Source organism: Pseudomonas sp. RT4P38 (assembly GCF_054897765.1).
Genome location: NZ_CM142703.1, coordinates 4,892,199 through 4,918,785, shown reverse-complemented (window position 1 = coordinate 4,918,785; position 26,587 = coordinate 4,892,199). Strand labels below are relative to the sequence as shown.

General features: G+C 60.4%; 25 protein-coding genes and 2 pseudogenes. 17 read left to right on the top strand and 10 right to left on the bottom strand.

The window, feature by feature from the left end; translation table 11 throughout:
• Positions 1–88: 88 nt before the first annotated feature.
• From ACYZT7_RS22865 to ACYZT7_RS22855, 3 genes are all read left to right on the top strand, one after another.
• The gene (locus tag ACYZT7_RS22865; RefSeq protein WP_462038325.1) at positions 89–589 is read left to right on the top strand and encodes a sigma-70 family RNA polymerase sigma factor; all 501 of its coding nucleotides are present in this window, start codon (positions 89–91) and stop codon (positions 587–589) included.
• 40 nt (positions 590–629) lie between these two features.
• Positions 630–1,613 carry a FecR family protein gene (locus ACYZT7_RS22860; protein WP_462038324.1) on the top strand — a complete coding sequence of 328 codons (984 nt, stop codon included), beginning with the start codon at positions 630–632 and terminating at the stop codon, positions 1,611–1,613.
• Between the two features lie 97 nt (positions 1,614–1,710).
• A complete protein-coding gene (locus ACYZT7_RS22855; protein ID WP_462038323.1) occupies positions 1,711–4,134 on the top strand; it encodes a TonB-dependent siderophore receptor in 2,424 nt (807 codons plus the stop codon).
• 85 nt (positions 4,135–4,219) lie between these two features.
• On the opposite strand, the gene ACYZT7_RS22850 is transcribed toward ACYZT7_RS22855, so the two are convergent.
• Positions 4,220–5,371, bottom strand: a complete 1,152-nt coding sequence (locus ACYZT7_RS22850) for an MFS transporter (protein ID WP_462038322.1) — start codon at positions 5,369–5,371, stop codon at positions 4,220–4,222.
• Between the two features lie 518 nt (positions 5,372–5,889).
• Here ACYZT7_RS22850 and ACYZT7_RS22845 point away from each other — a divergent pair.
• Positions 5,890–6,882, top strand: coding sequence for a diaminopimelate epimerase (locus tag ACYZT7_RS22845; RefSeq protein ID WP_462038321.1), 993 nt, complete (start codon positions 5,890–5,892; stop codon positions 6,880–6,882).
• Between the two features lie 114 nt (positions 6,883–6,996).
• Here the strand turns inward: ACYZT7_RS22845 and codA are convergent, their stop codons facing one another.
• The 4 genes from codA to ACYZT7_RS22825 all read right to left on the bottom strand — a co-directional run bounded on the left by codA (position 6,997) and on the right by ACYZT7_RS22825 (position 10,994).
• Complete coding sequence (gene codA / locus ACYZT7_RS22840) at positions 6,997–8,244, bottom strand: cytosine deaminase (RefSeq protein WP_462038320.1); 1,248 nt, start codon at positions 8,242–8,244, stop codon at positions 6,997–6,999.
• Positions 8,245–8,548: 304 nt separating this feature from the next.
• Positions 8,549–9,379, bottom strand: coding sequence for an alpha/beta fold hydrolase (locus ACYZT7_RS22835; protein WP_462038319.1), 831 nt, complete (start codon positions 9,377–9,379; stop codon positions 8,549–8,551).
• Between the two features lie 84 nt (positions 9,380–9,463).
• Positions 9,464–9,820 (bottom strand): 6-carboxytetrahydropterin synthase QueD, encoded by a 357-nt coding sequence (gene queD / locus ACYZT7_RS22830; protein WP_008152165.1) that lies wholly within the window; start codon positions 9,818–9,820, stop codon positions 9,464–9,466.
• 94 nt (positions 9,821–9,914) lie between these two features.
• The gene (locus ACYZT7_RS22825) at positions 9,915–10,994 is read right to left on the bottom strand and encodes a patatin-like phospholipase family protein (protein WP_462038318.1); all 1,080 of its coding nucleotides are present in this window, start codon (positions 10,992–10,994) and stop codon (positions 9,915–9,917) included.
• 176 nt (positions 10,995–11,170) lie between these two features.
• On the opposite strand from ACYZT7_RS22825, the gene ACYZT7_RS22820 reads away from it, so the two are divergent.
• From ACYZT7_RS22820 to ACYZT7_RS22805, 4 genes are read left to right on the top strand one after another with little or no spacing between them, the layout of a single operon-like run.
• Positions 11,171–11,479: a PepSY domain-containing protein gene (locus ACYZT7_RS22820; protein ID WP_462038317.1), complete on the top strand. Its 309-nt coding sequence runs from the start codon at positions 11,171–11,173 to the stop codon at positions 11,477–11,479.
• Entirely contained in the window at positions 11,479–11,802 is a 324-nt protein-coding gene (locus ACYZT7_RS22815) for a PepSY domain-containing protein (protein ID WP_462038316.1), read from the top strand. The genes ACYZT7_RS22820 and ACYZT7_RS22815 overlap by 1 nt, the downstream gene beginning before the upstream one ends.
• A gap of 3 nt (positions 11,803–11,805) precedes the next feature.
• Positions 11,806–12,474, top strand: a complete 669-nt coding sequence (locus ACYZT7_RS22810; protein WP_462038315.1) for a response regulator transcription factor — start codon at positions 11,806–11,808, stop codon at positions 12,472–12,474.
• Positions 12,471–13,784: a sensor histidine kinase gene (locus ACYZT7_RS22805; protein ID WP_462038314.1), complete on the top strand. Its 1,314-nt coding sequence runs from the start codon at positions 12,471–12,473 to the stop codon at positions 13,782–13,784. Before ACYZT7_RS22810 ends, ACYZT7_RS22805 begins: the two co-directional genes overlap by 4 nt.
• Positions 13,785–13,956: 172 nt before the next feature.
• On the opposite strand, the gene ACYZT7_RS22800 is transcribed toward ACYZT7_RS22805, so the two are convergent.
• Both ACYZT7_RS22800 and ACYZT7_RS22795 read right to left on the bottom strand, forming a co-directional pair.
• A complete protein-coding gene (locus tag ACYZT7_RS22800; protein ID WP_371918049.1) occupies positions 13,957–14,712 on the bottom strand; it encodes a methyl-accepting chemotaxis protein in 756 nt (251 codons plus the stop codon).
• Positions 14,713–14,814: 102 nt separating this feature from the next.
• Positions 14,815–14,961, bottom strand: a pseudogene (locus ACYZT7_RS22795) (HAMP domain-containing protein); the annotation flags it as partial.
• Between the two features lie 1,336 nt (positions 14,962–16,297).
• Here ACYZT7_RS22795 and ACYZT7_RS22790 point away from each other — a divergent pair.
• The 3 genes and pseudogenes from ACYZT7_RS22790 to ACYZT7_RS22780 all read left to right on the top strand — a co-directional run bounded on the left by ACYZT7_RS22790 (position 16,298) and on the right by ACYZT7_RS22780 (position 19,371).
• A complete protein-coding gene (locus ACYZT7_RS22790; RefSeq protein WP_462041849.1) occupies positions 16,298–17,614 on the top strand; it encodes a Na+/H+ antiporter family protein in 1,317 nt (438 codons plus the stop codon).
• Positions 17,615–17,688: 74 nt separating this feature from the next.
• Positions 17,689–18,465: pseudogene (locus ACYZT7_RS22785) on the top strand (cache domain-containing protein); the annotation flags it as partial.
• 84 nt (positions 18,466–18,549) lie between these two features.
• Entirely contained in the window at positions 18,550–19,371 is an 822-nt protein-coding gene (locus tag ACYZT7_RS22780) for a methyl-accepting chemotaxis protein (protein WP_462041848.1), read from the top strand.
• A 116-nt stretch (positions 19,372–19,487) separates the two neighbouring features.
• On the opposite strand, the gene ACYZT7_RS22775 is transcribed toward ACYZT7_RS22780, so the two are convergent.
• Positions 19,488–20,423: a LysR family transcriptional regulator gene (locus ACYZT7_RS22775; RefSeq protein ID WP_462038313.1), complete on the bottom strand. Its 936-nt coding sequence runs from the start codon at positions 20,421–20,423 to the stop codon at positions 19,488–19,490.
• Between the two features lie 174 nt (positions 20,424–20,597).
• Here ACYZT7_RS22775 and ACYZT7_RS22770 point away from each other — a divergent pair, with 174 nt between their 5' ends.
• From ACYZT7_RS22770 to ACYZT7_RS22760, 3 genes are all read left to right on the top strand, one after another.
• Positions 20,598–21,092 (top strand): DMT family transporter, encoded by a 495-nt coding sequence (locus ACYZT7_RS22770; RefSeq protein WP_462038312.1) that lies wholly within the window; start codon positions 20,598–20,600, stop codon positions 21,090–21,092.
• Positions 21,092–21,547 (top strand): DMT family transporter, encoded by a 456-nt coding sequence (locus tag ACYZT7_RS22765; protein WP_462038311.1) that lies wholly within the window; start codon positions 21,092–21,094, stop codon positions 21,545–21,547. Before ACYZT7_RS22770 ends, ACYZT7_RS22765 begins: the two co-directional genes overlap by 1 nt.
• Before the next feature lie 72 nt (positions 21,548–21,619).
• Positions 21,620–21,784 (top strand): metallothionein, encoded by a 165-nt coding sequence (locus ACYZT7_RS22760; protein ID WP_449644034.1) that lies wholly within the window; start codon positions 21,620–21,622, stop codon positions 21,782–21,784.
• A 183-nt stretch (positions 21,785–21,967) separates the two neighbouring features.
• Here the strand turns inward: ACYZT7_RS22760 and ACYZT7_RS22755 are convergent, their stop codons facing one another.
• On the bottom strand, positions 21,968–22,195 hold the full coding sequence (locus ACYZT7_RS22755; protein WP_008152143.1) for a DUF6555 family protein: 228 nt from the start codon (positions 22,193–22,195) through the stop codon (positions 21,968–21,970).
• Between the two features lie 341 nt (positions 22,196–22,536).
• Between ACYZT7_RS22755 and selD the strand changes: the two genes are divergently transcribed.
• Complete coding sequence (selD, locus tag ACYZT7_RS22750) at positions 22,537–23,571, top strand: selenide, water dikinase SelD (RefSeq protein ID WP_462038310.1); 1,035 nt, start codon at positions 22,537–22,539, stop codon at positions 23,569–23,571.
• Positions 23,571–24,674 carry a tRNA 2-selenouridine(34) synthase MnmH gene (gene mnmH / locus ACYZT7_RS22745; RefSeq protein ID WP_462038309.1) on the top strand — a complete coding sequence of 368 codons (1,104 nt, stop codon included), beginning with the start codon at positions 23,571–23,573 and terminating at the stop codon, positions 24,672–24,674. Before selD ends, mnmH begins: the two co-directional genes overlap by 1 nt.
• Positions 24,675–24,818: 144 nt before the next feature.
• On the opposite strand, the gene ACYZT7_RS22740 is transcribed toward mnmH, so the two are convergent.
• Positions 24,819–25,493: a histidine phosphatase family protein gene (locus tag ACYZT7_RS22740; protein WP_462038308.1), complete on the bottom strand. Its 675-nt coding sequence runs from the start codon at positions 25,491–25,493 to the stop codon at positions 24,819–24,821.
• A 370-nt stretch (positions 25,494–25,863) separates the two neighbouring features.
• On the opposite strand from ACYZT7_RS22740, the gene ACYZT7_RS22735 reads away from it, so the two are divergent.
• Positions 25,864–26,577: a glutathione binding-like protein gene (locus ACYZT7_RS22735; protein WP_462038307.1), complete on the top strand. Its 714-nt coding sequence runs from the start codon at positions 25,864–25,866 to the stop codon at positions 26,575–26,577.
• The last annotated feature ends 10 nt before the right edge of the window (positions 26,578–26,587 follow it).

The window sequence follows — 26,587 nt, the reverse complement described above, 5'->3', positions numbered from 1 at the left end:
ACGGCCGGCTACTACGGGTCGTTAATCCCATTGCTTCCAGTTAATAGGAAGCATTACTATTCACGACCCGTCTTCACAGCACACCGCAATGACTCCCAAGCTGCCCCGCAGACACGGCTTTTTCGAGCACTACGAAGAGTTGGTCGGGACCTGGACCCGTCGCCTGAGAAATCGTCAGCAGGCCGAGGACCTGGCCCACGACACCTTCGTGAGGGTGCTTGAGTCCGATTCGGCGACGGTGCAACAGCCTCGGGCGTATTTGCACCAGACCGCGCGCAACATCGCGGTGGATGGTTATCGGCGTGAGGATCGGCGGGGCGCCATGGAGTCGGAGGCGATCGATCACAGTGTGTCGTCGTCCGGCGACCCGGAGCATTTCATGCATGCGATCCAGTTGGCGGACTCCATCGAACGGGCGCTCACGGAGCTGCCGATCAATTGCCGCAAAGTGTTTGTCTGGCAGAAGATCGAAGGCCTGACCCAGGCCGAAATCGCCGAACGCCTGGGACTGTCCAAGAACATGGTGGAAAAGTATATGATCCGCACGCTGCGGCATCTGCGCGACCGCCTTGACGGATTGCAGCCATGATCGGCGGTGCCTTCTCATCCCCAGCCAAACAGGAACTTCCATGATGGATACTCGTGATTGTGCGTGCGGGCAAACAACGGTTCGCGACGAGGCGGCGCGGTGGTTTGTGCGTTTGCAGGAGCCTGCGATGAATGTCGAAGAGTATCGGCATTTCGAAGCCTGGCTGGATGAACACCCTCAGCATCGCGACGAATTCCAGTTGCTCCAGGGTTTGTGGACGGCGGCTGATTTGCTGCCGGCGGCGCGTCTGCAAGCCTTGTGTGAAACCCCGGCAGCGCGCAGCAAACGTCGCCCGCTGGTGCGTTATGCGGTGGCTGCCAGTGTGTTGGCCGTCGCACTCGGGTTGGGGTTGTTCAGCGGTTTGAATCACCCGGCAATCTACACCGCCGAATTTTCTACTGCCCTGGGCGAGCGACGTCATGTGGCGTTGCCGGACGGTTCGGTAATCGACCTGAACAGCCGCAGCCGCGTTCAGGTGCGCTATGAAAACGACCGTCGCAGCATCGAGCTGACGCAGGGCGAAGCGATGTTCAGCGTCGAGCATGACAGCCGTCGACCCTTCGTGGTCGAGGCGGGCAGCGGCAAGGTCACGGTCACCGGAACCCGTTTTGATGTACGCCGCGACACCGCCCAAACCCGGGTCGCGGTGGAGCAGGGCACCGTCAAGGTTCAGGGCCGCACAGCGCTGGACAGCGATTTCATCAGCCTGACTGTCGGCCTCGGCACGCACATTGATGCACAAGGCAAAGTCGCTGCCGCCTACGCGGTCAATCCTGCCGAGCTGACCGCCTGGCGCAGCGGCAAACTGGTGTTCAACAACGCCCGACTTAGCGACGTCGCCGAGGAAGTCTCGCGCTATCGGGAGAAAACGCTCACCGTCGGCAACGACAACGTGGGCAATCTGCGCCTGACCAGCGTGTTCAATTCCGACAACACCGACGCCTTGCTCAAGGCCTTGCCGACCATTCTGCCGGTGGCCGTGCGCACCCTCGATGACGGCAGTCAGGAAATAATTTCAAAATAAATTCAGGTTTTTTTCGAATTGATCGTCTTCCTGTCCAACTGCAACTGGTTTGCATTAACAAGCGCACACTCTTGCGATCCACAGGACTCCGTTCGACGTGAAAAAATCCACCGCTAAAAACAACAAATCCCCTTGGTTGCGCCTCGCCCTCGCCCTGGCCGTCTGCACGGCGCTGCCCCAGGCCTTTGCCGCCGACGCGATTCACATCCCGGCGCAACCCCTGGGTCAGGCCCTGAGTCAACTGGGCCAGCAAACCTCGCTGCAGGTGTTCTTCAGCCCTGAGCTGGTCGCCGGCAAACAGGCCCCGGCGGTGGACGGTAACCTCTCGCCAGAAGACGCGCTGCGCCAGCTGCTGCAAGGCAGCGGTCTGCAATACCAGATTGACGAAGGTTCGGTCACGTTGATGCCAGCACCGACTTCTGCTGCGAACGGCCCGCTGGAGCTGGGCGTGACCGACATCAAAGTGGTCGGCGACTGGCTGGGTGACGCCGATGCCGCCGTGGTGCAGAACCACCCCGGCGCGCGTACGGTGATTCGCCGCGAGGCGATGGTCGAGCAGGGCGCGATGAACGTCGGCGACGTGTTGAAGCGCGTGCCCGGTGTGCAAGTGCAAGAGGCCAACGGCACCGGCGGCAGCGACATTTCCCTGAACGTCGGCGTGCGTGGCCTGACTTCACGCCTGTCGCCACGCTCCACTGTGTTGATTGACGGCGTACCGGCAGCGTTCGCCCCGTACGGCCAGCCGCAGTTGTCCATGGCACCGATTTCCTCCGGCAACCTCGACAGCATCGACGTGGTTCGCGGCGCCGGCTCCGTGCGTTACGGGCCGCAGAACGTCGGTGGCGTGATCAACTTCGTCACTCGCGCGATTCCGGAAAAAGCCACCGGTGAAATCGGCAGCACCCTGGAAACCTCTCAGCACGGTGGCTGGAAGCACATCGATACGGCGTTTCTCGGCGGCACCGCAGACAACGGCATCGGCATGGCGCTGTTGTACTCGGGCGTGAACGGCAACGGTTACCGTGAGCGCAACAACGGCAACGACATCGACGACGTGATCCTCAAGACTCACTGGGCACCCACCGATGTGGACGATTTCAGCCTCAACTTTCACTACTACGACGCCAGCGCCGACATGCCCGGCGGCCTGACCCAGGCGCAGTACGACGCCGATCCGTTCCAGTCCGACCGCAACAACGACAACTTCAGCGGACGCCGCAAGGACGTCTCGTTCAAGTGGGCACGGCAGATCGACGACCGCACCCAGGCCGAAGTGCTGACCTACTATTCCGACAGCTTCCGTGGCAGCAACATCGCCGCTCGCGATCAGAAAACCCTCGGCTCGTTCCCGCGTACTTACTACACCTTCGGGATTGAACCGCGGGTGTCCCGTGTGTTCGACGTCGGCCCGACCACCCAGGAAGTCAGTGTCGGTTATCGCTACCTCAAGGAAGGCATGCACGAAGAGGCGAGCCGCCTGGCGCTGGTCAACAACGAGCCGGTCGTGACCAAAAGCTCGGACGGCCATGTCTATCAGGACCGCACCGGTGGCACTGAAGCCAACTCGGTGTACGTCGATAACAAAATCGACGTCGGCAACTGGACCATCACCCCCGGCATCCGCTTTGAACACATCAGCACCGACTGGCACGACCGCCCGGTGCTCGACACCGCCGGCAAACCGGTGCTGGAAAAGAACCGCAGCATCGAAAGCAACGAGCCGCTGCCGGCCCTTAGCGTGATGTATCACGTGTCGGAAGAGTGGAAGCTGTTCGCCAACTACGAAACCTCGTTCGGCAGCCTGCAGTATTTCCAGCTCGGCCAGGGGGGCGCGGGTGACGAACCCGCCAATGGCCTGGAACCGGAAAAGGCCAAGACCTACGAGGTCGGCACGCGCTACAACAATGATGTGTGGGGCGGGGAAGTGACGCTGTTCTACATCGACTTCGATAAAGAATTGCAGTACATCAGCAACGATGCGGGCTGGACCAACCTCGGCGCGACCACGCACCAGGGCCTTGAAGTCTCGGTGCACTACGACATGGCGGTACTGGATCCACGGCTCGACGGCCTGACCGCCAACGCCGGCTTCACCTACACCCGCGCCGTTTATGAAGGCGAGATCCCGGGCTTCAAGGGCCGTGACCTGCCGTTCTATTCGCGTCAGGTGGCGACTGCCGGTTTGCGTTACGACATCAACCGCTGGACCTACAACCTCGATGCCTTTGCCCAGTCCAAGCAGCGTTCGCCGGGTGTGGCTGTGAACGCTGATGGCAGTTTCAGCGGCAACTACATCACCGAAGGCTCCGCGGACGGCCAATACGGAGACATCCCGGGCTACGTCACCTGGAATGTGCGCGGCGGTTATGACTTCGGCGCGACGCTTTCGAACCTGAAAGTCGGCGCCGGGGTGAAGAACATTTTCGACAAGCAGTACTTCACCCGCTCCAGCGACAACAACTCGGGGATGTACGTGGGTGCGCCGCGCACGTTCTTTGTGCAGGCCAGCGTCGGGTTCTGATAGACCGAGGTGACTTCATTCGCGGGCAAGCCTCGCTCCTACAAGACCGTCATATCCGTAGGAGCGAGGCTTGCCCGCGAAGCTTTTAGACTTTCAACACCTTCCCGCCAATGGCCACCGCCACCAGCAACACCGCCATCAACCCGAAGGCAAAACTCAAACTGCTGCCATGGGCGATAAACCCGATCAACGCAGGCCCCGCAAGAATCCCGGCATAACCCAGCGTGGTAATGGCCGGCACAGCGACGCTTTCGGGCATCACCGTCTGTTTGCCCACCGCGGTGTACAGCACCGGCACAATGTTCGAGCAGCCAACCCCCAACAATGCATAACCCACCAGCGCCGCTTCCCAACTCGGTGCGAAGGTCGCCACAAACAGGCCCGTCGCGGCCGTCAACCCACCGAACACAATCACCCGCGTAGCGCCGAGGCGACGCACGACCACATCACCGGTCAAGCGTCCGACGGTCATGGTCAACGCAAACGCTGCATAACCCAGCCCCGCATACGCTGTGTCGATTCCCCGTTCCTGCGCCAGAAACACCGCGCTCCAGTCGAGCGCCGCGCCTTCGGCGAGGAACACGATGAAACACATCCCGCCGATGAACAGCACGATGCCATGGGGAACGGCAAACGCCGGCCCCGAACTTTCGCTGCCGTAAGGCAATAGGTGTGGCGCGGCCTTGAACAGGGCGATCAGCAGCATCACGATCACCACCAGCGTCGCCCCCAGCGGTGAAACCCCGAAGCCGAGCAGGGCGCTGACACCCGCCGCACCGACAATACCGCCGAGGCTGAACAGCCCATGGAAACCCGACATCATGGTCTTGCCGCTGGCCCGTTCGACGATCACCGCTTGCAGGTTCACCGTCGAATCCACGGTGCCAAGGCCCGCGCCGAACATGAACAACGCGACAATCAACGCCGGAATCGTCGACACCGTCGCCAGCAGCGGCAGGGCCGCACAGATCAGCAACACCCCGGCGCTCACCACCCGGCGACAGCCGAAACGCGTGGCCAGAAGCCCCGCCATCGGCATCGCCAGAATCGACCCCACCCCCAGGCACAACAGCAGCAAACCAAGCGTCCCTTCATCCAGCCCGGCCCGCGCCTTGGCGTAGGGCACCAGCGGCGCCCACGCAGCGATGCCGAAACCGGCAATGAAAAAGGCGATGCGCGTGGACATTTGTTCCAGGCGTCCAGGAACAAATGCGGTTTGAGTGTTGAGGTTGGTCATATCAATCCTTGGCAAAAAACGTCGCGTACCCAAGGGACAGTGACTTACCGGTGAGGGTTCGATCAGCGTCCGCCCAGGTTTGCGGTGAGGCAGGGTGTCATCCTTGCACAGCCTGACCCTCCATCGCGAGCGTGGGTGTCAGTGCCGTTCGCACAATCCGCGCAGGCGTTCGTCACGCACTTGCAGAATCTCGAACAAACCCAATGCCCGTAACGCCGGCAAAGCCTCGACGATGTCGTGCTCGATCAGCCGCCGCTGTTCTTCGCTGGCACCCGGATCGGCAAGCTTGCGCGCATTGATTCATGGCTAAACTGCGTCATCCAGGTCATTCGATAACGTCCATTGCGCTGTAATTGGGTATGAAAATGCCAGCGCGTTTATTGCGATGTCGACGAACGTTCGGGGTGACGCCGGGGCGGTATTTTGTAGAAAATGGGACGGCGGGTTCAACCGGTCAAGGCGTCTGGTCCCCATGGCCTTCTGGGCACCGCACCCAACAGATAAAAAAGGACCGGTACATGGCGCAGTTCTACGATGCTCGCGGCAATATTTATGGCGTGGTGTCTCCCGCAGCGGTGCGTCGCGCCGGTGTCGACTTGCCGACAACGGCCGGGTACGCAGCGTCATCCCGGGCGGCCTGGAGTCGGCAAGCGGTGGATGCATTCTGCGAATGGCCGTCGCATTCGCGTCCCGCCAATGCCAAGTCGCATCGCTGCGATGGCTTGCTGATCGGGCCGTTTCAAGACTCGCCACCGTTTGACCTGTTGATCGTCAACACCGACGGCACCCTGGCCGAGCGCAGTGGCAACGGGCTGACGATTTTCTCTCAGGCCCTGATTGAGCAAGGGCTGCTGCCAAGGGACGAGGTTTGTTTGCTCCGGGTTCATCACGACAAGGCTGATGCGGTTTCGCCGGTGGACACTTCGGTGAAACCGGCCGAGATCGAGGGTGTGAAAGGCTTCTGGCTGGATTTGGGCAAACCCTCGTTTGGGCCGGACGCGGTGGGGGCAAAAGGGGTTGAAAGCGTGCTGTTGAACGGTCGCGATGTCAGTCATGTACAGCCGTTGTCGGCGCTCGATCACGTCTGGTCTCGAAGCCAGTTCGTGCGCATCGGCAATCCACATTGTGTGACGCTTTTAGAGAGCGCCGATGCATTGCCGGGCAATGAGCAGATGCGCGAACCGGGGATGTCCGAAGGGCTGACGCGTATCGCTTACGCCATCCCGACCGGGGCAGGGGAGCCGTGTGCTGCTGGCGTGAATCTGCAATGGGCGATGCTTGAGTCAAAAGGGCGAGTCGTCGCGCGGGTATTCGAGCGCGGAGAGGGGCCGACGGCGTCGTCGGGCACCAGCGCCAGTGCGGTGGCTTGCGCGGCTTGGCGGGTGGGTTGGGTGAGTGCCGGGGAGGTGGAAGTGGTTATGCCTGGCGGTACTGCACCAATTTTGTTGGAGGAATTAGAGGGGGAATTGAGTCAGGTCAGGCTATTCGGTACGGCGCGGTTGATGAGCTGATTGTTAGATCGCCATCGCGAGCAAGCTCGCTCCCACAGGAGATCTGTGGACGACACAGATCAAATGTGGGAGCGAGCTTGCTCGCGATGAGGCAAGCCCAATCAACGCAAAATCTCAGCTCTGATCGCCGAAGAACTCCACCACCGGCATCTGCCGCTTCATCAACACCTTGCCATCACGCACCGAATACAGCGGCAGGCCCTGGCTGCGGATCACCTCGTAATCGCTGTCCGCCGACAGAATCAGCAAATTCGCCGGCCGCCCGCGTTCCAGACCATACCGATCACCGAGGTTCATGGCCTTGGCGCTGTTGTCGGTGACCAGGTCCAGCGCGCTTTGCAAGTTGCGGTAACCGAGCATGTGGCAGATGTGCAGGCCAGCTTCGAGCACTCGCAAGATGTTGCCGTTGCCCAGCGGATACCACGGGTCGACGATCGAATCCTGGCCGAAACACACGTTCATCCCCGCTTCCAGCAACTCATTCACTCGGGTCACGCCACGGCGTTTCGGGAAGTTGTCGAAGCGCCCTTGCAGATGAATGCTTTCGGTGGGGCAGGAGACAAAACTGATCCCCGAATGCCCGAGCAGGCGAAACAGTTTGGCGCAGTAAGCGTTGTCGTAAGAACCCATGGCCGTGGTGTGGCTGGCGGTGACCCGCGAGCCCATGTCGCGGCTGCGGGCTTCTTCGGCCAGCACCTCCAGAAAGCGTGAGTGCGGATCGTCGGTTTCATCGCAATGCACGTCCACCAGGCAACCGGTGCGCTCGGCCAGGTCCATCAGGAACTTCACGGAGCTCACGCCTTGATCGCGGGTGTACTCGAAATGCGGAATGCCGCCGACCACATCGGCGCCCATGCGGATCGCTTCTTCCATTAACGCCCGACCGTTGCGGTACGACTCGATGCCTTCCTGCGGGAACGCAACGATCTGCATGTCGATCAGGTGACGGCTTTCCTCGCGCACTTCGAGCATCGCCTTCAGCGCAGTGAGCTGCGGGTCGGTGACGTCGACGTGGGTGCGTACGTGCTGGATACCATGGGCGGCGAGGGTCTGGATGGTTTTCTTGGCACGGGATTTGGTGTCCTCCTCGGTGATGGTCACCTTGCGCTCGCCCCAGCACTCGATGCCTTCGAACAGTGTGCCGCTCATGTTCCAGCGCGGCTCGCCGGCAGTGAGCGTAGCGTCGAGATGGATGTGCGGCTCGACGAAGGGCGGCACCACCAGGTTGCCGCCGGCGTCCAGATCATCGGGGCCCAGGGTCGGTGCTTCGGTCTGTCGGGCGATGCTGCTGATCAGACCGTTTTCCAGGTGCAGCTCATGCAGGCCATCTTGGTTGCGCAGGCGGGCGTTGATGATGTGCATCAGGCGAATCCTTTTATAGATCTGATAATGGAGCGTTGGCAGTACGGGCACCCAGCACGCCGGTCAATAGCACATACGTTAGCGCGGCAGCGGCAATCCCTACCAGCGGCGCGACCCATGGAGAGTTATTTTAGTCGAGCAGGAAGACTTGGCCCGGGGAGGGCTCGAAAGCGGTGCACCTGAAGGAACACAGAACCCATGTGGGAGCGAGCCTGCTCCGGGCGGCGTTCCGACGAAAGCGGTTGAACATTCAACATTGAGGTCGACTGACCCGGCGCTTTCGCGAGCAGGGGATGGTGTTTCTTCAGGAGGATTCGTGTTGCGGTAGAAATCGCAGGAGTGCCGCGACGATCGCTTCCGGTGCATCTTCCTGAACCAAATGCCCGGCATTGGGAATGAGGTGAAATTGCGACCCCGGAATCATCTGATGCAACGCCCGCCCACGTTCGATGGGGATCCACTGATCGTCTTCCCCCCAAAGAATCTGCACCGGGCAGCGAATCGTCGGGTACAGCCCTTCGGCCTCACGGGTATAGCGCTCATCCATCTGCGCGATCTGCCGATAGAACGCCGCTTGCCCCGGATCACCCAGCCACGGCCGCACGTAAGGCGCGAGTTCGTCGTCCGGGATTTCGCGCTTGATCGCCCCGCGAATATAGGTTGGTACGATTGCCTGCTGAATGTAATCAGGCAGGCCACTGAACGCCGCCTCATGCTGACGCACATGCTGCACAAACGGCGAACCCCAGGGCGTCAGGGCCACAGGATCAATCAGCGTCAGGCTGCGGTAGTCCTTGCCGTTCAGCAGGTGAGCACGCAGGGCAGTGGCGCCGCCGAAGTCGTGAGCGACGACGTCTGGTCGCCCGAGCCCCCAGTGATCCAGCAAGTGAGCCAACAGGTCGTTCTGCACACCCAGCGACACATCGCCTTCGATTTTCTCCGATTGCCCATAGCCCAGCAGGTCGAAGTAATGCACTCGGTGCGTGGTGATGAAGTGTGGTGCAATCCGGTGCCACACGTAAGAAGAGAAAGGCGTGCCATGCACGAACACCAACGGCGGGCCGTCACCCCGTACGGCGTAGCGAACGGAGTGCCCGTTGAAGCGATAGGTCTGAGCCAGCGGCCAGTCAGCCATGCGCGTGTCCTCTTGGCGTGTTCGAGCCAAAAAGCATAAGCATAAAAAAACCACCGGTCTCGGTGGTTTTTTTGATCTATTAGCTTACTCACCGTGATAGATGCAACCGCTGGTGCACGTCTCGTGGATGCGGATCGCGCTGAGTTCCGGCAGCAGAGGCTTCAATTCTTTCCAGATGAATTTGGCCAGGACTTCACTGGTCGGGTTTTCCAGGCCGGGAATGTCGTTCAGGTAGTTATGGTCCAGGCGCTCATAGAGCGGCTTGAAGATCGCCTTGATTTCCGAGAAGTCGCGGATCCAGCCCGTGTGCGGATCGAGGTCGCCGCTGAGGTGGATCGCCACTTTGAACGAGTGACCGTGCAGGCGGCCGCACTTGTGGCCTTCCGGCACGTGGGGCAGGCGGTGGGCGGATTCGAAGGTAAATTCTTTGAAGATTTCCACAGTGGTTTGAGCTCTGTCAGGTGGCGATCGCCGCAGCGATTTGGGCAGGCGGCGAGTTTAACAGTTTGCGTTTGGCATTGCGGGAAAACACTGACTAAAGGGTCAGCAAGCGCTCCCCGAGGCGACCGCTGGCGGCCAATTCGAGGAATTCGTCACCGAGCCTGTGGCTTTCATCCATCGTTGCACGCCAGTATTTCTGCCGGCTCGGAGCATCGCCCATGAAGCGTTTGAAGTCGTTACGGTCCGGGAGTTTGCCGTAGGGCAGGCGCGCCAGGTAATCCTTCGACGGCGCCAGCAACAGGACATCCTGCAAGCGCGCAGGGCAAGCGCGGCGCCACGGCAGGGTCTTGTCGAACCAGCCGGGAATCACCCGGTCGGTGAAATGCGGATAGAGCACGATGTCGTTGCCGCTGTAGGGCAGGTCGAGGTGATAGTCCAGCAGACCGCCATCGCGAAAGGTGCCAGTACCGGCGCCCGGCAGATCACGTACGCCCTCCATCACCATCGGGATCGAGCCCGAGGCGAGCAAGGCCTGGCGCAGGTTGCCGGCATTCAGCGCAACGAAGCGCGAGGGAAAGTCGTTCAGTGCATTGACTGGCGGTGCCCGGCGCGGATCGTGGATGATCAGCCGTTCGAAATGCCGCGACAACCGCGCGCGCCCCCGCAGGTTGTCGGCGATTACCGATGACAGGCCCAGCCCCAGTCGGCCGCGATGATCGTCCGCCAACAGGCCGTGGCTTTTGACCACCATGATGTTCAGTCGGTAATGAGCGTTGTCCAGAATCGAGGCGTCGCGGCCGTCGAGCAGGTCATGGAGCATGCGCCGGGAGCTCTGGCTGATCTGCGCCATGGTCACGCCCTTGGCGAAGTTTTGCTCGGTGTAGAGGTGACCGAGGCGGCGGATGCCTTCGGCGGCATCTGGCAGACAAGCGCTGGCGAAGCGCCAGGAACCCACCGACGCACCGATCAGCGAACGTTCCCGGGGTGCCGCCGGCAGCCATTCACCGAACAACGCCAGGTCCAGACCTTGAATCCCCAACGCCTTGGGACCACCGGCGGCACCTGGCAGTGTGCCGACATCGGCGGCGCTCAAACCGTTTTCACGGATGCGCGCGAAGGCGCGAGGGCCGGCCTTGAGGGTCAGGGAGGGGAACTTGATATGGATGGCGGTCATGCCGGTCTCAATAGTTGGCGAACGTGCGGATTATAAACGCGTCGCACCCGATCAATGTAGCTGCCTGATATTGATGTCAGGTTGTCATGACCAATGATGGCAATTCAGTTTCAGTTAAGTTCAGATCGCTAAGGTGGCTTGCGTCTGCAACACACAAAAAAATATGGAGACACCCCATGAAAACCCTGACTGCCCTGTTCACCGCGTCGATCATCGGCATGACCGCCAGCATCGCCCACGCTCGCGACCTCGGCCCCGACGAAGCCCTGAGACTGCGTGACGCTGGTACCATTGTGTCTTTCGAGAAGCTCAACGCCACCGCTCTGGCCAAACATCCCGGCGCCAAGGTCACCGCAACCGAGCTGGAAGAAGAGTACGGCAAGTACATCTATCAGGTGGAATTGCGCGACCCGCAGGGCCTTGAGTGGGACCTGGAATTGGACGCTGTCAGCGGGCAGGTTCTCAAGGATCATCAGGATACGTAATGAAGGTGTCTTCTTTTTCACATCGGTGCGCGAGCGGTCGAATGGCTCTGGCACTTCTGGCTTTTTGCTCGGTGGTCATGGCCCGCGACCTGGATCAGGACGAGGCCCTGCGCCTGCGTCAACAGGGCGTGATCCTGCCGCTGGAGCAGCTGTTGCAGCAAGCGCTGGACCGCTATCCCGGGGCCAAATTGCTGGAAGCCGAGCTTGAAGAGAAATACGACGTCTACGTTTATGAAGTCGAGCTGCTGACCACCGAAGGGGTGGTCCGCGAACTGGACCTCGACGCCATCACTGGCCAGTTATTGAAAGACAAGGAAGATTGATCGATGCGTTTGCTTCTGGTGGAAGACCATGTGCCGCTGGCCGACGAATTGATGGCCGGCCTCAATCGGCAGGGGTACGCCGTGGACTGGCTGGCCGACGGTCGCGATGCGGTGTATCAGGGCAGCAGCGAGCCTTATGACCTGATCATCCTCGACCTCGGCCTGCCGGGTTTGCCAGGGCTCGACGTGCTGAGCCAATGGCGGGCCAGTGGCTTGGCCACCCCCGTGCTGATCCTCACCGCCCGTGATTCCTGGGCCGAACGGATCGAAGGCCTCAAGGCTGGCGCTGACGACTATCTGACCAAACCCTTCCACCCCGAAGAGCTGCATTTGCGGGTCCAGGCGCTGTTGCGCCGCTCCCATGGCCATGCCAACCAGCCGACACTCAAGGCTGCCGGACTGCATCTGGACGAAGGCCGTCAATGCGTGACTCGCGACGGCGCCGACATTCAGCTCACCGCTGCTGAATTCCGTCTGCTGCGTTATTTCATGCTGCACCCCGAGCAGATACTTTCCAAAAGCCACCTCGCCGAACACCTCTACGACGGTGAAACCGAGCGTGACTCCAACGTACTCGAAGTCCACGTCAACCACCTGCGGCGCAAACTCGGGCGCAGCGTTATCGAAACCCGTCGTGGCCAGGGTTACCTGTTCGGCGGGCAAGCCCAGTGAGATCGATCCAGCGCCGCTTGAGTCTGGGGCTGATCAGCGTGATGGTGATCGTCGGCCTGGTGCTGGCGCAGACCAGCCTGTGGCTGTTTGAAATGGGTTTGCAGCGCTACCTCGAAGCCGGGCTGCGCAACGACAGCGAAAACCTGCTGGTGGCGCTGGTGCGTGGGCCGCAGGGGTTGCAGCTGGACGAGCGGCACCTGTCACCGGCCTATCAGCGACCGTTTTCCGGGCATTACTTCCGCATCGACTTTGCCGACAGCCATTGGCGCTCCCGTTCGCTATGGGATCAGGACATGCCGCGCCTCGACCATGCCGGTCTGCACAGCAACCTGCAATTGGGGCCAGAAGGGCAGCAATTGCTGGTGCTGCGTTCGGACTATCGACGGCTCGGCCAATCAATTTCGATCAGCGTGGCCCAGGATTACACGCCGGTACGCGAGAGCTTCCTGCGTATGCAACAGGTTGGTCTCGGCCTGGGATTGGCGGGGTTGCTGCTGATTCTGCTGTTGCAACGGATCACCGTGCGCCGCGCCTTGCGCCCGCTGGAAAAGGCTCGTGAGCAGATCTCCCAGTTGCAGCAGGGCCAGCGCTCGCAACTCGATGATCAGGTGCCGGTAGAGCTTGAACCGCTGGTGGCGCAGATCAACCATTTGCTCGCTCACACCGAAGACAGCCTCAAGCGCTCGCGCAATGCGCTGGGCAACCTCGGCCACGCCTTGAAAACCCCGCTGGCGGTGTTGTTGAGCCTGGCCTCAAGCGAGAAGCTCGATGCGCAGCCGGAACTGCGCAAGGTCATTAAGGCGCAACTGGAACAGGTCCAGAATCGACTCAATCGTGAACTCAACCGCGCACGATTATCCGGCGATGCGCTGCCGGGGGCGTTGTTTGATTGCGATGCGGAGTTGCCGGGGTTATTGGCGACGTTGAACATGATCCATGGTGAACATCTTGAGCTCAGCTACCGTGCACCGGCCGGTTTGCAACTGCCGTGGGACCGTGAGGATTTGCTCGAACTGCTCGGTAACCTGCTGGACAACGCCTGCAAGTGGGCGGACGCCGAGGTTCGGTTGAGCGTGGTCGAGAAGGCCGAAGGGTTTGAGTTAAGCGTGGAAGATGATGGGCCGGGGATTCCCGAACACCAGCGCGATCAGGTGTTCAGCCGGGGGACTCGGCTTGATGAACAGACGGATGGGCATGGGTTGGGGTTGGGGATTGTGCGGGATATCGTTGATACGTGGGGCGGGGTGTTGCGGCTGGAGGAGAGTGAGTGGGGCGGGTTGAAGGTGGTTGTTGAGCTACCTCGGCGTTGAGGCCGAAAACCACCCCTCACCCCAGCCCTCTCCCCAACGGGGAGAGGGGGAAAGGGAGCATCTCCAGCGCTTTCAGATCCTGAGTTCGACTCGATATTTCAGGTCGATGTAGCTCCAAGAACAACTCGATCAGTCCCCTCTACCTTTGGGAGAGGGTTAGGGTGAGGGCTTCTCAGACCCTGAATTGATCCATCAAACTCTGCTGCTGATTCGCCAGGCTATTGAGCGACTGACTCACCCGCGCCGACTCATTGGCCTGCCCCGACAGCGACTCCGTCACATCCCGAATGGTTGCCACGTTGTTGTTGATCTCCTCAGCCACGGCGCTTTGCTCTTCCGCAGCAGAAGCAATCTGCAAGTTCATGTCGCTGATCACCGTCACCGCCTCACCAATCTGCCGCAGCGCCGTCACCGCCTGACCGACCTGTTCGACACTGCCCTGAGCCTGACGATGGCTGTTGTTCATCGAACCAACCACGTCCTGAGTGCCACTCTGCAACTGCTCGATCACCAGACGGGTTTCTTCGACAGACTCCTGGGTCCGGCGTGCCAGGTTGCGCACTTCATCGGCCACTACGGCAAAACCGCGTCCGGCTTCACCGGCACGAGCGGCCTCGATGGCGGCGTTGAGCGCCAGCAGGTTGGTCTGTTCGGCGATGGCCCGAATCACTTCCAGCACCGAACCGATCTTCTCGCTGTTGGCCGCCAGCCCTTCGACTTGAACCATTGCCGCGCTCATGTCGGCCGCGAGGTTGTCGATGCTGGTGGTGGTGCGGTCGATCACGGTCAAACCGCGACGGGTGGCCTGATCCGCATCCCGCGCCGCCTGTGCCGCTTGCGCTGCACTGCGAGCAACGTCTTGAGCGGTGGCGCTCATTTCGTGGGACGCGGTAGCGACCTGATCCACCTGACGGTATTGCTGCTCCATGCCGGCGCTGGTCTGCGTGGCGATGGCAGACGACTGATCCGCCGTGCTGCGGGCGTCCTGCACCGAGCGTTTGACCTCGGCGATGATCGGTTGCAGCTTGTCGAGGAAGCGGTTGAACCAGCCGGCCAATTGACCGAGTTCGTCCTGCTTGTCGTAGGCCAGACGGCGGGTCAGATCGCCTTCGCCGCTGGCAATGTCTTCGAGCATGTGTGCCACACCGAGGATCGGTTTTGTCACGCTGCGGGCCATCAGCCACACCAGCAACAGGCCTATCAACGCGGCCAGCACACCCAGGCCGAGTTCGATCAGGGTGCCGGCGGTGTTGCTGTCATCGAGTTGTTTTTTCAGCGCTTCGGCCGGGCCGACCAGGACTTTCTCCGGCACGTCGAGCAACACGCCCCAGGACTTGCCACCGGGAATTGGCTGGAACGGCGACAGCACTTTGAGCTGTTGATTATTGTGCAGGCTTTCGGTCTTGCTGCTGACGGCGAGCAGGCGGACCAGCTCGGCACCGTTGGTTTTGTCCACGGTATCCAGGCGCTGGCTGAGCTTGCTGGCGTCCGGGCTGTAGCCGGCCAGCAAACCGACCGGGCTGATTATGCTGACGTTGGTCTGGCCGTCATAGAGTTTCTTGCTCGCGCCCTGGCTGATGGCTTGCAGGCTGTTGAGGTTGATGTCCACCGACAGCGAAGCGATGACTTTGCCGTTGACCATCAGCGGGAAAACGATGCTGGTCATCAGCACATTCTGGCCATCGATCACATAGAAGTAGGGTTCGATCACGCAGGGCTTGAGGGTCGTGCGCGGGCAGGTAAACCAAGCGTTGGCCGGCTCGCCGCTGGGGCCAGTGCGGGTGTCGGCCATGTCGCTTTCGGGCAGCGCCATGGACGTCACCTTGCCCGGTGTCGGTTGCGACCAATAAAGGGCGAAGCGGCCCTGGTCGTTGCTGCCCAGCTCCGCTTGACCGGCGAACAGATCGTCCTTGCCATCCAGCGCATTGGCTTCGAACACCAGCGACAGACCGAGCAGTTCCGGGTTGGCTTGCAGGGCCGATTTGACTTGGCGAGTCAGGTCTTCACGCAGGTCAAAGGCATCGAGGAAGCGCTTCTCGGCCTGGTCGCGCAGGAACAGCACCTGACGCGAAAAGCCGTGGCCATATTGATAGGCATCCATGAACTGCTGGCGAATCCCCAGCGCCTGGTTTTCACCCTGGGACTCGATCCGGGCCTGGGCGGCTTCGGTGAGCATCGCCATGCTCGAGGCTTTCACCAGCGCGGAGCTGCTCTCCATGCGATACAGCGAAAGACCCACCAGCAGGGTCACGATACCCGCCAGGCAAAGCCCGGCCAGCAGGGTGATTTTCCATTGAATGGAAAGTTGTCTGAGCGACATGGAGACGTCCTTTATTCGATAAATATCTGAGACTTTGCACTGTAGCGGCGGCAAATCTGCTTTCTTGAGGCTTGCAGCTTGCGGCTGCTTCCTTCAAAGTGCGCGCCCTCTAATAAAACCCTCTCTTTAATCCGCTGGCGGCTCTTTGCAGACTGCCGGCCGGGCTCATTCCGTTTGCCTTGAGGTAACGATGATTAATGCAGTAATTGCCGCGGTTGGCGTCATGCTGATCCTCAGCCTGTCCCGCGTGCACGTAGTAATCGCGCTGATCGTAGGCGCGCTGGTGGGTGGTTTGACCGGTGGCCTGGGCATCAATGCGACACTCAAAGCCTTTAACAGCGGCCTTGGTGGCGGTGCGACGGTCGCGTTGTCCTATGCATTGCTTGGCGCTTTCGCCGTGGCCATTGCCAAGTCCGGCCTGGCCCATGCCCTGGCAGACAAAGCCTTGCTGATGGTCGACCGCCAGCACGCCAGCGGTGGACGCCAGGTCAAATGGCTGTTGATCGGTTTGCTGTGGGTGGTGGCCATCGCGTCCCAGAATATCTTGCCGATACATATCGCCTTTATTCCGTTGCTGGTACCGCCACTGTTGTATGTCCTGACCAAGCTGCAACTGGATCGCCGACTGATTGCCTGCGTCATTACGTTCGGGTTGATTACGCCGTACATGTTCCTGCCCGTGGGCTTCGGCAACATCTTCCTTAATGAAATCCTGCTGGCCAACGTCGCCCGTAGCGGCGTGGACATCAGCGGCATCAACGTCACCCATGCCATGGGTATTCCGGCATTGGGCATGGTCGTCGGGCTCGCGGCAGCGTTTGTCAGCTATCGCAAGAAGCGCGTCTACGATCTGGAAAAGATCGAGCAAGTCGAACAGGTCGCGGTGCAGTACAACCCGCTGAGCCTGATGGTGGCCGGTCTGGCTATCGCAGCAGCGTTCATCATTCAACTGCTGCTGGACTCGATGATCATCGGCGCGCTGACGGGTTTCCTGATCTTCTCGGTCTCGGGCATTGTGAAGTGGCGCGACACCGATGACCTGTTCACCGAAGGCATGAAAATGATGGCGATGATCGGCTTCATCATGATCGCCGCGTCCGGGTTTGGCGAAGTGATTAAAGCCACCGGGCAAGTGCAAACGCTGGTCGAAACCTCGGCTTCATGGATCGGCCACAGCAAAGCCATTGGCGCGTTGCTGATGTTGTTGGTGGGCCTGTTAGTGACCATGGGCATCGGCTCGTCGTTTTCCACCGTACCGATTCTGGCGGTGATTTTCGTGCCGTTGTGCGTGCAACTGGGCTTCAGCCCATTGGCGATCGTTTGCATCGTCGGCACTGCCGGCGCCTTGGGTGACGCCGGTTCGCCAGCCTCGGACTCGACCCTCGGCCCGACCTCCGGCCTGAACATCGACGGCCAGCATCACCACATCTGGGACACTGTGGTCCCGACCTTCCTGCATTACAACCTGCCGCTGCTCGCGTTCGGCTGGGTGGCTGCGATGGTCCTGTAACCGCATTCAACTTTTGACCTGGCGTGCCGTTAAAGCCTTTAACCACGCCAATAAAATCAAAAGAGTGAACCGTCATGCGCATGAGCCTGAAGGCTAAAGTCCTGTCCCTTGCCGTCCTCCCGGTGTTGCTCTTTGCGCTGGTCATCAGCCTGACCACGCTGTTCATTCTGCAGGAGCAGGCTCGCAAGGAAGTCGAGGAAACACGCCAACGTCTGCTCAGTGATGCCAAGGCGACGCTGCAAAGCTACGTCGCCGTGGCCATGACCACGATCAAACCGCTCTACGATGCGGCCGCCCCCGGTGATGACGCAGCGCGGGCCCAGGTGGTCAAGCTGCTGTCGAGCATCACCTACGGCAAGGACGGCTACTTCTTCGGCTACGACTCCAACACCGTGCGCCTGTTCAAGGCCAACAGCCCGGAAGGCGTGGGCCAGAGCTTCAAGGACAACCGCGATCCGAACGGCGTCTACGTCAACCGCGACCTGGTGAAAGTTGCCAAGGACGGCACCCACTATCTGCAATACAGCTCGACGCTGCCCGGCAACACCCAAGTGCTGGTGCCCAAACTCGGCTACACCGAATACCTGCCGAAGTGGGACATGGCGGTCGGTACTTCGGTGAACCTTGACGGTATCGAAGCGCAAGTCGCGCTGGTTGAGGCCAAGGTTCAGGAGCGCATGCAAGGCGTGGTGCTGAGCATCGTCGGGATTGCTGTGGTGGTGCTGTTGGTGATCGCCGCCGCCGGGATGCTGCTGGCCAACACCATCCTGCGTCCGCTGAACCTGATGAAAGCCAACCTTGATGACATCGCGGCGGGCGAGGGCGACCTGACGCGTCGCCTGACCATCACCAGCCAGGATGAACTCGGCGAACTGGCCGGCTCGTTCAACCGCTTCGTCGACAAGATCCACGGCCTGGTGCGCCAGATCACCGAAATGACCTCGCAACTGACCGGGCTGGTGAATCAGGTCTCCGACCAGGCCCAGCGTTCGGATCAGGCGATGGAACGTCAGCGTCACGAGACCGATCAGGTCGCCACGGCGATCAACCAAATGTCGGCGGCGGCCCAGGAAGTGGCGAAGAGTGCGCAAAACGCGGCGGTGGCTGCCCAGCAGACCGACGAAGAAGGCCAGGCGGCCAAGCGCGTGGTAGCCGGCAGCATCGTGAAGATTCATGCGTTGGTGGACGACATTCGCAGCAGCGGCGTGTCCCTCGACAGCCTGCAAAAAGACGTGTCGTCGATTGTCAGCGTGCTCGGCGTGATCGGTTCGATTGCCGAACAGACCAACCTGCTGGCACTCAACGCCGCCATTGAAGCCGCCCGCGCCGGTGAGGCCGGTCGTGGTTTTGCCGTGGTGGCTGACGAGGTCCGAGCGCTGGCCAGTCGCACGCAAATCAGCACTCAGGAAATCCAGGGCATGATCGATCGCCTGCAGGCGGGTACCCAATCGGCCGTGGAAGCGATGCGCCGCTCCAGTGAGGCTGGCGACGGCACGTCGGCTCAGGCCAACGAAGCGGGTGCGTCGTTGGATACCATGGCCCAGCTGATCGGCACCATCAATTCGATGAACGCGCAGATCGCCAGCGCTGCCGAAGAGCAGACCGCCGTGGCCGAAGAGATCAACCGCAGCGTGCATCAGATCGCTGTGGCCGTGGACAGCGTCGCCGATGAAACCCAACTCGGCGCCCAGACTTCCCGCAGCCTTGCTGACCTCGGTCAGCGCCTGGGCAAACTGGTCGGGCAGTTCCGCATCTGACACGCCCCCAATCCCTGTAGGAGCCAGGCTTGCCGGCGAAGGCGTACTTGAAGACGCCTTCGCCGGCAAGCCTGGCTCCTACAGAAAGCAATTCGCATCGTCCCTCAGGTAGGCCGCTACGGTCTGTCCCAGTACGGCACCGCTCCAAAACACTCGACAAAGAAATCGATCACCGTCCGCACCTTCACCGACAACCGCCGGCTCCCAGGCCAGAGCACGGCAATCTGCTGCGGCTCAAGGCTGTTGGACACCTGATACGCCCCGAGCACCGGCACCAGCGTGCCGTTGCGCACCGCTTCACCAATCAGCCACGACGGAAACATCACCAACCCCAAGCCTTGTTCGGCGGCTTGAGTCAAGGTGTCGGCGTGGTTGCCGGTGATCGGCCCCTTCACCGGGTAGGGCGTCCAGTCCTGCTGATCCTTGCGGAAAAACCAGCGTTGCTGGCCGGCCACGCCTTTGTAGGCCAGGCATTGATGCGCGGCCAGTTCTTCGGGATGTTGCGGTGTGCCGTGACGTTCTAAATAGGCCGGGCTCGCGGCGACTTGAAAGCGATGGGGCGCCAAAATGCGCGCCTGCATGCTCGAATCGTGCAGCGGCCCGATGCGAAATAGCAGGTCGGCGCCTTCCTGCAGCGGGTCGACGTAGCTGTCGGTCTGCTGGATATCCAGTTGCAGTTTCGGGTAACGCTCGCAGAGCTGCCCCAGCCAGGGCGTCAGGTGCCGTTGGCCAAACACCACTGGCGCATTGATCCGCACCAGTCCGCTCGGTTCGCTTTGCTGTTCCTGCAGGGCCTGTTCGGCCTCTTCGAGTTGCACCAGCACCAGCCGCGCATGATGACCGAGCATTCGCCCGGCTTCGGTGGGCGAAACGGCGCGGGTGTGGCGATACAGCAATTGCTGGTTAAGGGCGTGTTCCATCAATTGGATCTGCCGCGAAATCGAAGACGGTGCCAGGCCCTCACGGCGGGCGACTTCGGAAAAACTGCCGTGGTCGAGCACGGCGACAAACAGTCGAAGTGCCTTGAATCCCAGTTCGTTGAGGCCGTGCATGGCGAGTCCTGCTGTGCGAATTTCGCAAAAGTGTTGTTTGGATGCTCCCATTTATCGCAAAGGACCGCCAGCCGATAATGCCCACCTATTCCACTGAGAACACAAAACCCTGTGGGAGCAAGCTCGCTCCCACAAGGGGTTGTGTTCTATCTGATAACTGGTAGGTGTCCCCTCATGCACACTTCTTCAATCGACGACGTTGGCGTTGTCGCCGCGCCGACCACTAAACCTGGGCTACGACTGTTGCTGCTGCCGCTGGTGATTCTGGCCGGCATGGGCCTTTCCGTGGAAGCCGGTTTGCTCGGGCCGCTCGGGGTTCAGGTTGGGCACTTGTGGGCGACCTTGAGCATCTTCGGTGTGGGCTCGGCGATTCTGTTTTTGCTGTTGCTGTTCAGCGGTCCGCAACAGGGGCCCGTCTTGAATGAGCTGCCGCGCTGGCAATTGATCGGCGGTTTACTGGGGCCGATGTACGTGATCGTGCTGACCTTGGCCACGCCGCACATCGGCATTGCCATGACGATGATCGCAATCCTTTCCGGGCAGGTCGGCAAAAGTGTGTTGATCGACCACTTCGGCTGGTTCGGCGCCACCCGCAAAAGGGTCAACGGTGAACGTTGGCTGGCCTTGCTGCTGATTGTCGCGGCACTTGTTTTGATCGCTCGGGGTTGATGATGAACCTGATTATTTTGTTGGCGGTGGTCGTGGCCGCCGGTGCGGTGTTGAGTGTCCAGGCGGCTATCAATGGGCGGCTGGGCGAAACGGTCGGCGTGTTGCGCAGCAGTTTGTTGACCTTCGTGGTCGGTGCCGTGACCACCGGGCTGCTGATCCTGTTTTTCGAACCGGCCCATGCCGTGAGTTTGCTGGACGTGCCGAAATGGCAGCTCAGCGGTGCGCTATTCGGGGTGGTGTACATGATGGTGATGGTCGGCGCGGTGCCACGGGTCGGCACGGCGGTGGCGACGGTGGCGGTGATCGTCGGGCAACTGGGGATGGGGATGTTGATCGATAACTTTGGTTGGCTGGGGAACCCGGCGATCGAGTTGTCGAGTAGCCGGATGCTGGCGATGGTGTGTCTCGCGTTGGCGTTGGTGTTCATGTATCGCAGCAGTACGCGGCAGGGCTGACGCAAGCTCCTACACTGGTTATACGGGCCGCGTTCGCGGCAACCGGACGACCACAACCATGGAGTCAGACTCATGATCAGCAGTGACAGTAAATGCGACTGCCCCAAATGTTCCTGCAAACTGGGCGAACATCCGATCGCGCGCCACGGCAAGCACTATTGCTGTGAGGCGTGTGCCAAGCACCACGAACATGGCGAAGTATGTGCAAGCAAGGGCTGTAAGTGCGCCAAAGGCTGACATCAGCCACGCACAGAATGTGGGGCCTATTCGGGCTCCACTTCCAGTTTCAGGCTTTGATCCTCCAGCTGTTCGGTATGGCGGATGATGCCATTGAGTCGTCGTCGTCCGTCCGTGCCGTGCTGGTGATTTGCGTTGATTTCATGCGCCGATCCCTCCAAATGTCCAAAGCCGCGCCATCTGTTAATTCGCCGGCCGCCACTTGACGTTTTCCACGCCGAACTTCTCAGCCATCGGCTTGCTGGTTTTTTGCACCTTCTCTCGACCGAAGCGAGGGATTCTTCCGACCCCCGCGTCGCAACTCGCCCAATGCCAAGCCTCCGCGTTATCCATCTTGTCCAGGCGGATGATGAAAGACTTGGGCGCGCCATGAAGGGTGTATTCAATGACGAAAAGTTTTGCGTTGTTCATAGAACCCGTATTTCTCCCTGTGGTAATACAAGGATCGTTTGGGTTACGGAAAATTCACTCGGATTGTCAGATGGATGCCGCCAGTAGCGACAAGGCCGGTGGCTCGCTACCATGCAATCGCTGAAATCCCCAATGATTGCTGCCCATGCAGCTATCCCACGAAAATGAAGACCACGCGATGAAGATCAGCTTCACGCTCGGATTCTGATCATGATCGCAGTGCTCCAGCCTCCCGAAAGGGCGGTTTTTTTGCACATCAAAAGATCGCAGCCTGCGGCAGCTCCTACGAAATGGGGGTTGATGTAGACTCCTCGGCAATGACTTCACGAGATGTGCCCCCCATGAGCGAACCGATTCGACTGACCCAATACAGCCACGGCGCAGGTTGCGGCTGCAAGATTTCTCCCCAGGTGCTGGAGGTGATTCTGGCCGGCAGCGGGGCGCAGAACCTTGACCCGAAACTCTGGGTCGGCAACGCCTCGCGCGATGATGCGGCGGTGTACGCCATCGATGAAGAGCGCGGCGTGGTGTCGACCACCGATTTTTTCATGCCGATCGTCGACGACCCGTTCGATTTCGGCCGCATCGCCGCCACCAATGCCATCAGCGACATCTACGCCATGGGCGGCGATCCGTTGATGGCGATTGCGATCCTTGGTTGGCCGGTCAACGTACTGGCCCCGGAAATTGCCCGGGAAGTGATTCGCGGCGGGCGTTCGGTCTGCGATGAAGCGGGGATACCATTGGCCGGTGGGCACTCCATCGACGCGCCGGAACCGATATTCGGCCTCGCCGTGACCGGTTTGGTGGAAAAGCGCCACATGAAGCGCAACGACACCGCCACCGCCGGTAGCCTGCTCTACCTCACCAAACCGCTGGGCATCGGCATCCTCACCACCGCCGAAAAGAAGGGCAAGTTGCGCCATGCCGACATCGGCCTGGCCCGCGACTGGATGTGCACCCTGAACAAACCCGGCAGCCGCTTTGGCAAACTCGAGTGCGTCACCGCGATGACCGACATCACCGGTTTTGGTCTGCTGGGGCATTTGGTGGAAATGGCCGACGGCAGCAACGTGACCGCTCGCATCGAGTACGACCGTGTGCCGCGTCTACCGGGTGTCGAGTACTACCTCGACCAAGGCTGCGTGCCGGGCGGGACGCTGCGTAATTTCGACAGCTACGCCAGCAAGCTGGGGCGTCTTCAGGAAATGCACAAACGCGTGCTCTGCGATCCGCAGACCAGCGGTGGCCTGCTGGTTGCGGTCACCCCCGAAGGCAACGAACACTTCCTCAACGTGGCTGCCGAACTGGGCCTGACTCTTGAGCCGATCGGTGAGCTGATCGAGCGACAGACCAACGCGGTTGAGGTGTTTTAATGTCTATGGACTCCACCGATTACCGCGACATCTTCCTCAACGACCGGCCGATGATGGACGCCCGCGCGCCGGTCGAATTTCTCAAAGGTTCGTTCCCAGGTGTGGTCAACCTGCCGCTGATGAATGACCTCGAGCGGCAACGGGTCGGCACTTGCTACAAGCAGCACGGTCAGCAAGCCGCCATCACGCTGGGGCACCAGTTGGTGTCCGGCGAGATAAAAACCGCTCGCATCCAGGCCTGGGCCGATTTTGCCCGGGCGCATCCTGATGGATATTTGTATTGTTTTCGCGGTGGTTTGCGTTCGCAGATCGTTCAGCAATGGCTCAAGGACGAGGCGGGCATCGACTATCCGCGAGTCGCTGGCGGTTACAAGGCTATGCGCACCTTCTTGCTCGACACGGTCGATCAGGCGCTTGCCCAGTGTGATTTTGTCTTGCTGGGCGGCATGACCGGCACTGGCAAAACCGAAGTGCTCACGCAGTTGAGCAACGGGCTGGACCTTGAAGGTCACGCCAATCATCGCGGCTCGAGTTTCGGTAAGCGCGCCACCGGCCAACCCTCCAACATCGATTTTGAAAACCGCTTGGCAGTGGACGTGCTGAAAAAGCGCGCCCACGGTATCGAGCAGTTTGTGCTGGAAGACGAGAGCCGCATGGTCGGCAGTTGCGCCTTGCCGCTGCCGCTCTTTCAGGGCATGCAACAGTTTCCGATGGTCTGGCTTGAAGACAGCCTGGAAGGGCGGGTCGAACGGATCCTGCGCGATTACGTGGTGGACTTGTGTGCCGAGTTCATCGGCGTGCATGGCGATGAAGGATTTGCATTGTTTTCCGAGCGCCTGCTGGAGAGCCTGAACAATGTGCAGAAACGTCTGGGCGGTGAGCGCCATCGGCGGATGTTGATTTTGATGGAAGACGCGCTGGCGGCGCAGGCGAGCAGTGGGGCAGTGGACCTGCATCGGGATTGGATCGAAGGGTTGCTTCGCGAGTATTACGACCCGATGTATGCGTTTCAGCGGGAGAAGAAGGGGGGGCGGATTGAGTTTGCGGGGGAGCGGACAGCCGTCCTTGAGTATCTGCGAGAGCGCGTTTCCCAGCGAGGATAATGTTGCTTTTGCCGGCCTCATCGCGAGCAAGCTCGCTCCCACATTGGATCTCGGTGATACACAAATTCTGTGTTTACTGAAAATCTAATGTGGGAGCGAGCTTGCTCGCGATGGGGGCCTGACAGGCGCCAAACCTCTTAAAGCTTACGTCGGACATGTCTCGCGCCCGTTATCCAGGCCTTGCTTGTAGGCGTGGCTCTGCACGCTGGCCTTGCCGTTGTGCCAGGTCAGGGTGAGCACGTACAGCGAGTCGTAGTCGCTGGATGCCCAGTCATCGGTGATGTTCTGCTTCTTGCCAACGGCTTCTCCAGCGACCTTGTTGATCAGCTCGGGCAGGTAGCCGGAGGACCAGGCGGTGTAGATGACCGAGTTGTGATACTTGTCGTGGAGCAATTCATCGGCCAGGTCGCTGGTGTCGTTGGCCGAGAAGTTGATGTTCACCGGCAAACCAAGCTTGATCGCGCTGGGGCTGATGGTCATCAGGGGACGGATGTAACTGTAGGAATTGTCCAGTTCGCCTTCCTCGACATTGCGCGTCGGGTTGGCGGCAAACACGTAGTTGGCCTTGCCGAATTTTTCCGGCAGCAAGGTGGCCAGGTCGATGGCACGGTTCAGGCCTTGGCAGTTGAGCTGGCCGAGGCCGCCTTCGGGTTTTTCCGCGTGGCGCAGGAATACCAGCGTCTGGGTGCCGTCCGCCGGTTGGGCGCGGCTTTCGCTGGACTCAAGGGACAGGAACAGCGCGCTGACCGCCAACAGGGAGGGCAGGACGACATACGCGCGATGTTTGAAGCGTTTGGCGAATTTAAATAGGTTCATCATTTGAATAGGTGATCTTCAGCGCATTCGGTTAAGGCTGACAAACCTTTACACCGCGAGCTCCCTGCATCGGGTGTTTTCCATGTCGTTGGGCCGGTCCGTTTCCGAAAGGGCAATGCTCAGAGTCCTCTGAAGCCCATTTGGTTCGATCCGAGCGAGTGCGCAGCACTGTAGCGGCAACCTGAGATGGGTTAGAGCAGAGGTTATCGACAGGATGTTGCGGATTTATGGACACAGTACACGTGTCGGCGCCACTGACAGGCTGCGATCTTTTGATCTTGCTCATCAGCAACATTGATACGCCAAAAAATCGCAGCCTTTGCCAGCCCCTACATTATGATCAGCGTCTACTTTTTCCGTGTGGATGCTTCCCATGACCGATCTGTCCGCGTTCCCGATTACCCAAAAATGGCCGGCTCAATACCCCGAGTGGATCCAGCTTTACTCCTTGCCCACACCCAACGGCGTCAAGGTTTCGATCATGCTCGAAGAGATCGGACTGCCCTACGAGCCGCATCGGGTGGGCTTCGACACCCATGATCAGATGTCCCCCGAATTTCTTTCGCTGAACCCCAACAACAAGATCCCGGCGATCCTCGACCCCCATGGTCCGGGGGATCAACCCCTGGCGCTGTTCGAGTCCGGGGCGATTCTGATTTACCTGGCCGACAAGAGCGGGCAACTGCTGGCCCAGGAATCGGCGGCGCGATACGAGACTATCCAGTGGCTGATGTTTCAGGTGGGCGGCATCGGGCCGATGTTCGGCCAGGTCGGTTTTTTCAACAGATTTGCCGGCAAGGACTACGAGGACAAACGTCCCCGCGACCGCTACGTCGATGAAAGCAAACGCCTGCTGAATGTGCTCAATAACCGCCTGGAAGGGCGCGACTGGATCATGGGCGAGCGCTACACCATCGCGGACATCGCGACCTTCCCCTGGGTGCGCAACCTGATCGGCTTCTATGAGGCTGGTGAGCTGGTGGGCATAAAGGACTTCACGAACGTTACGCGGGTGCTGGAGCGCTTTCTGGCGCGGCCGGCGGTGATGCGCGGGCTGGAAATTCCCAAGCAAAACACTTCGATTTGATCAAGACCAA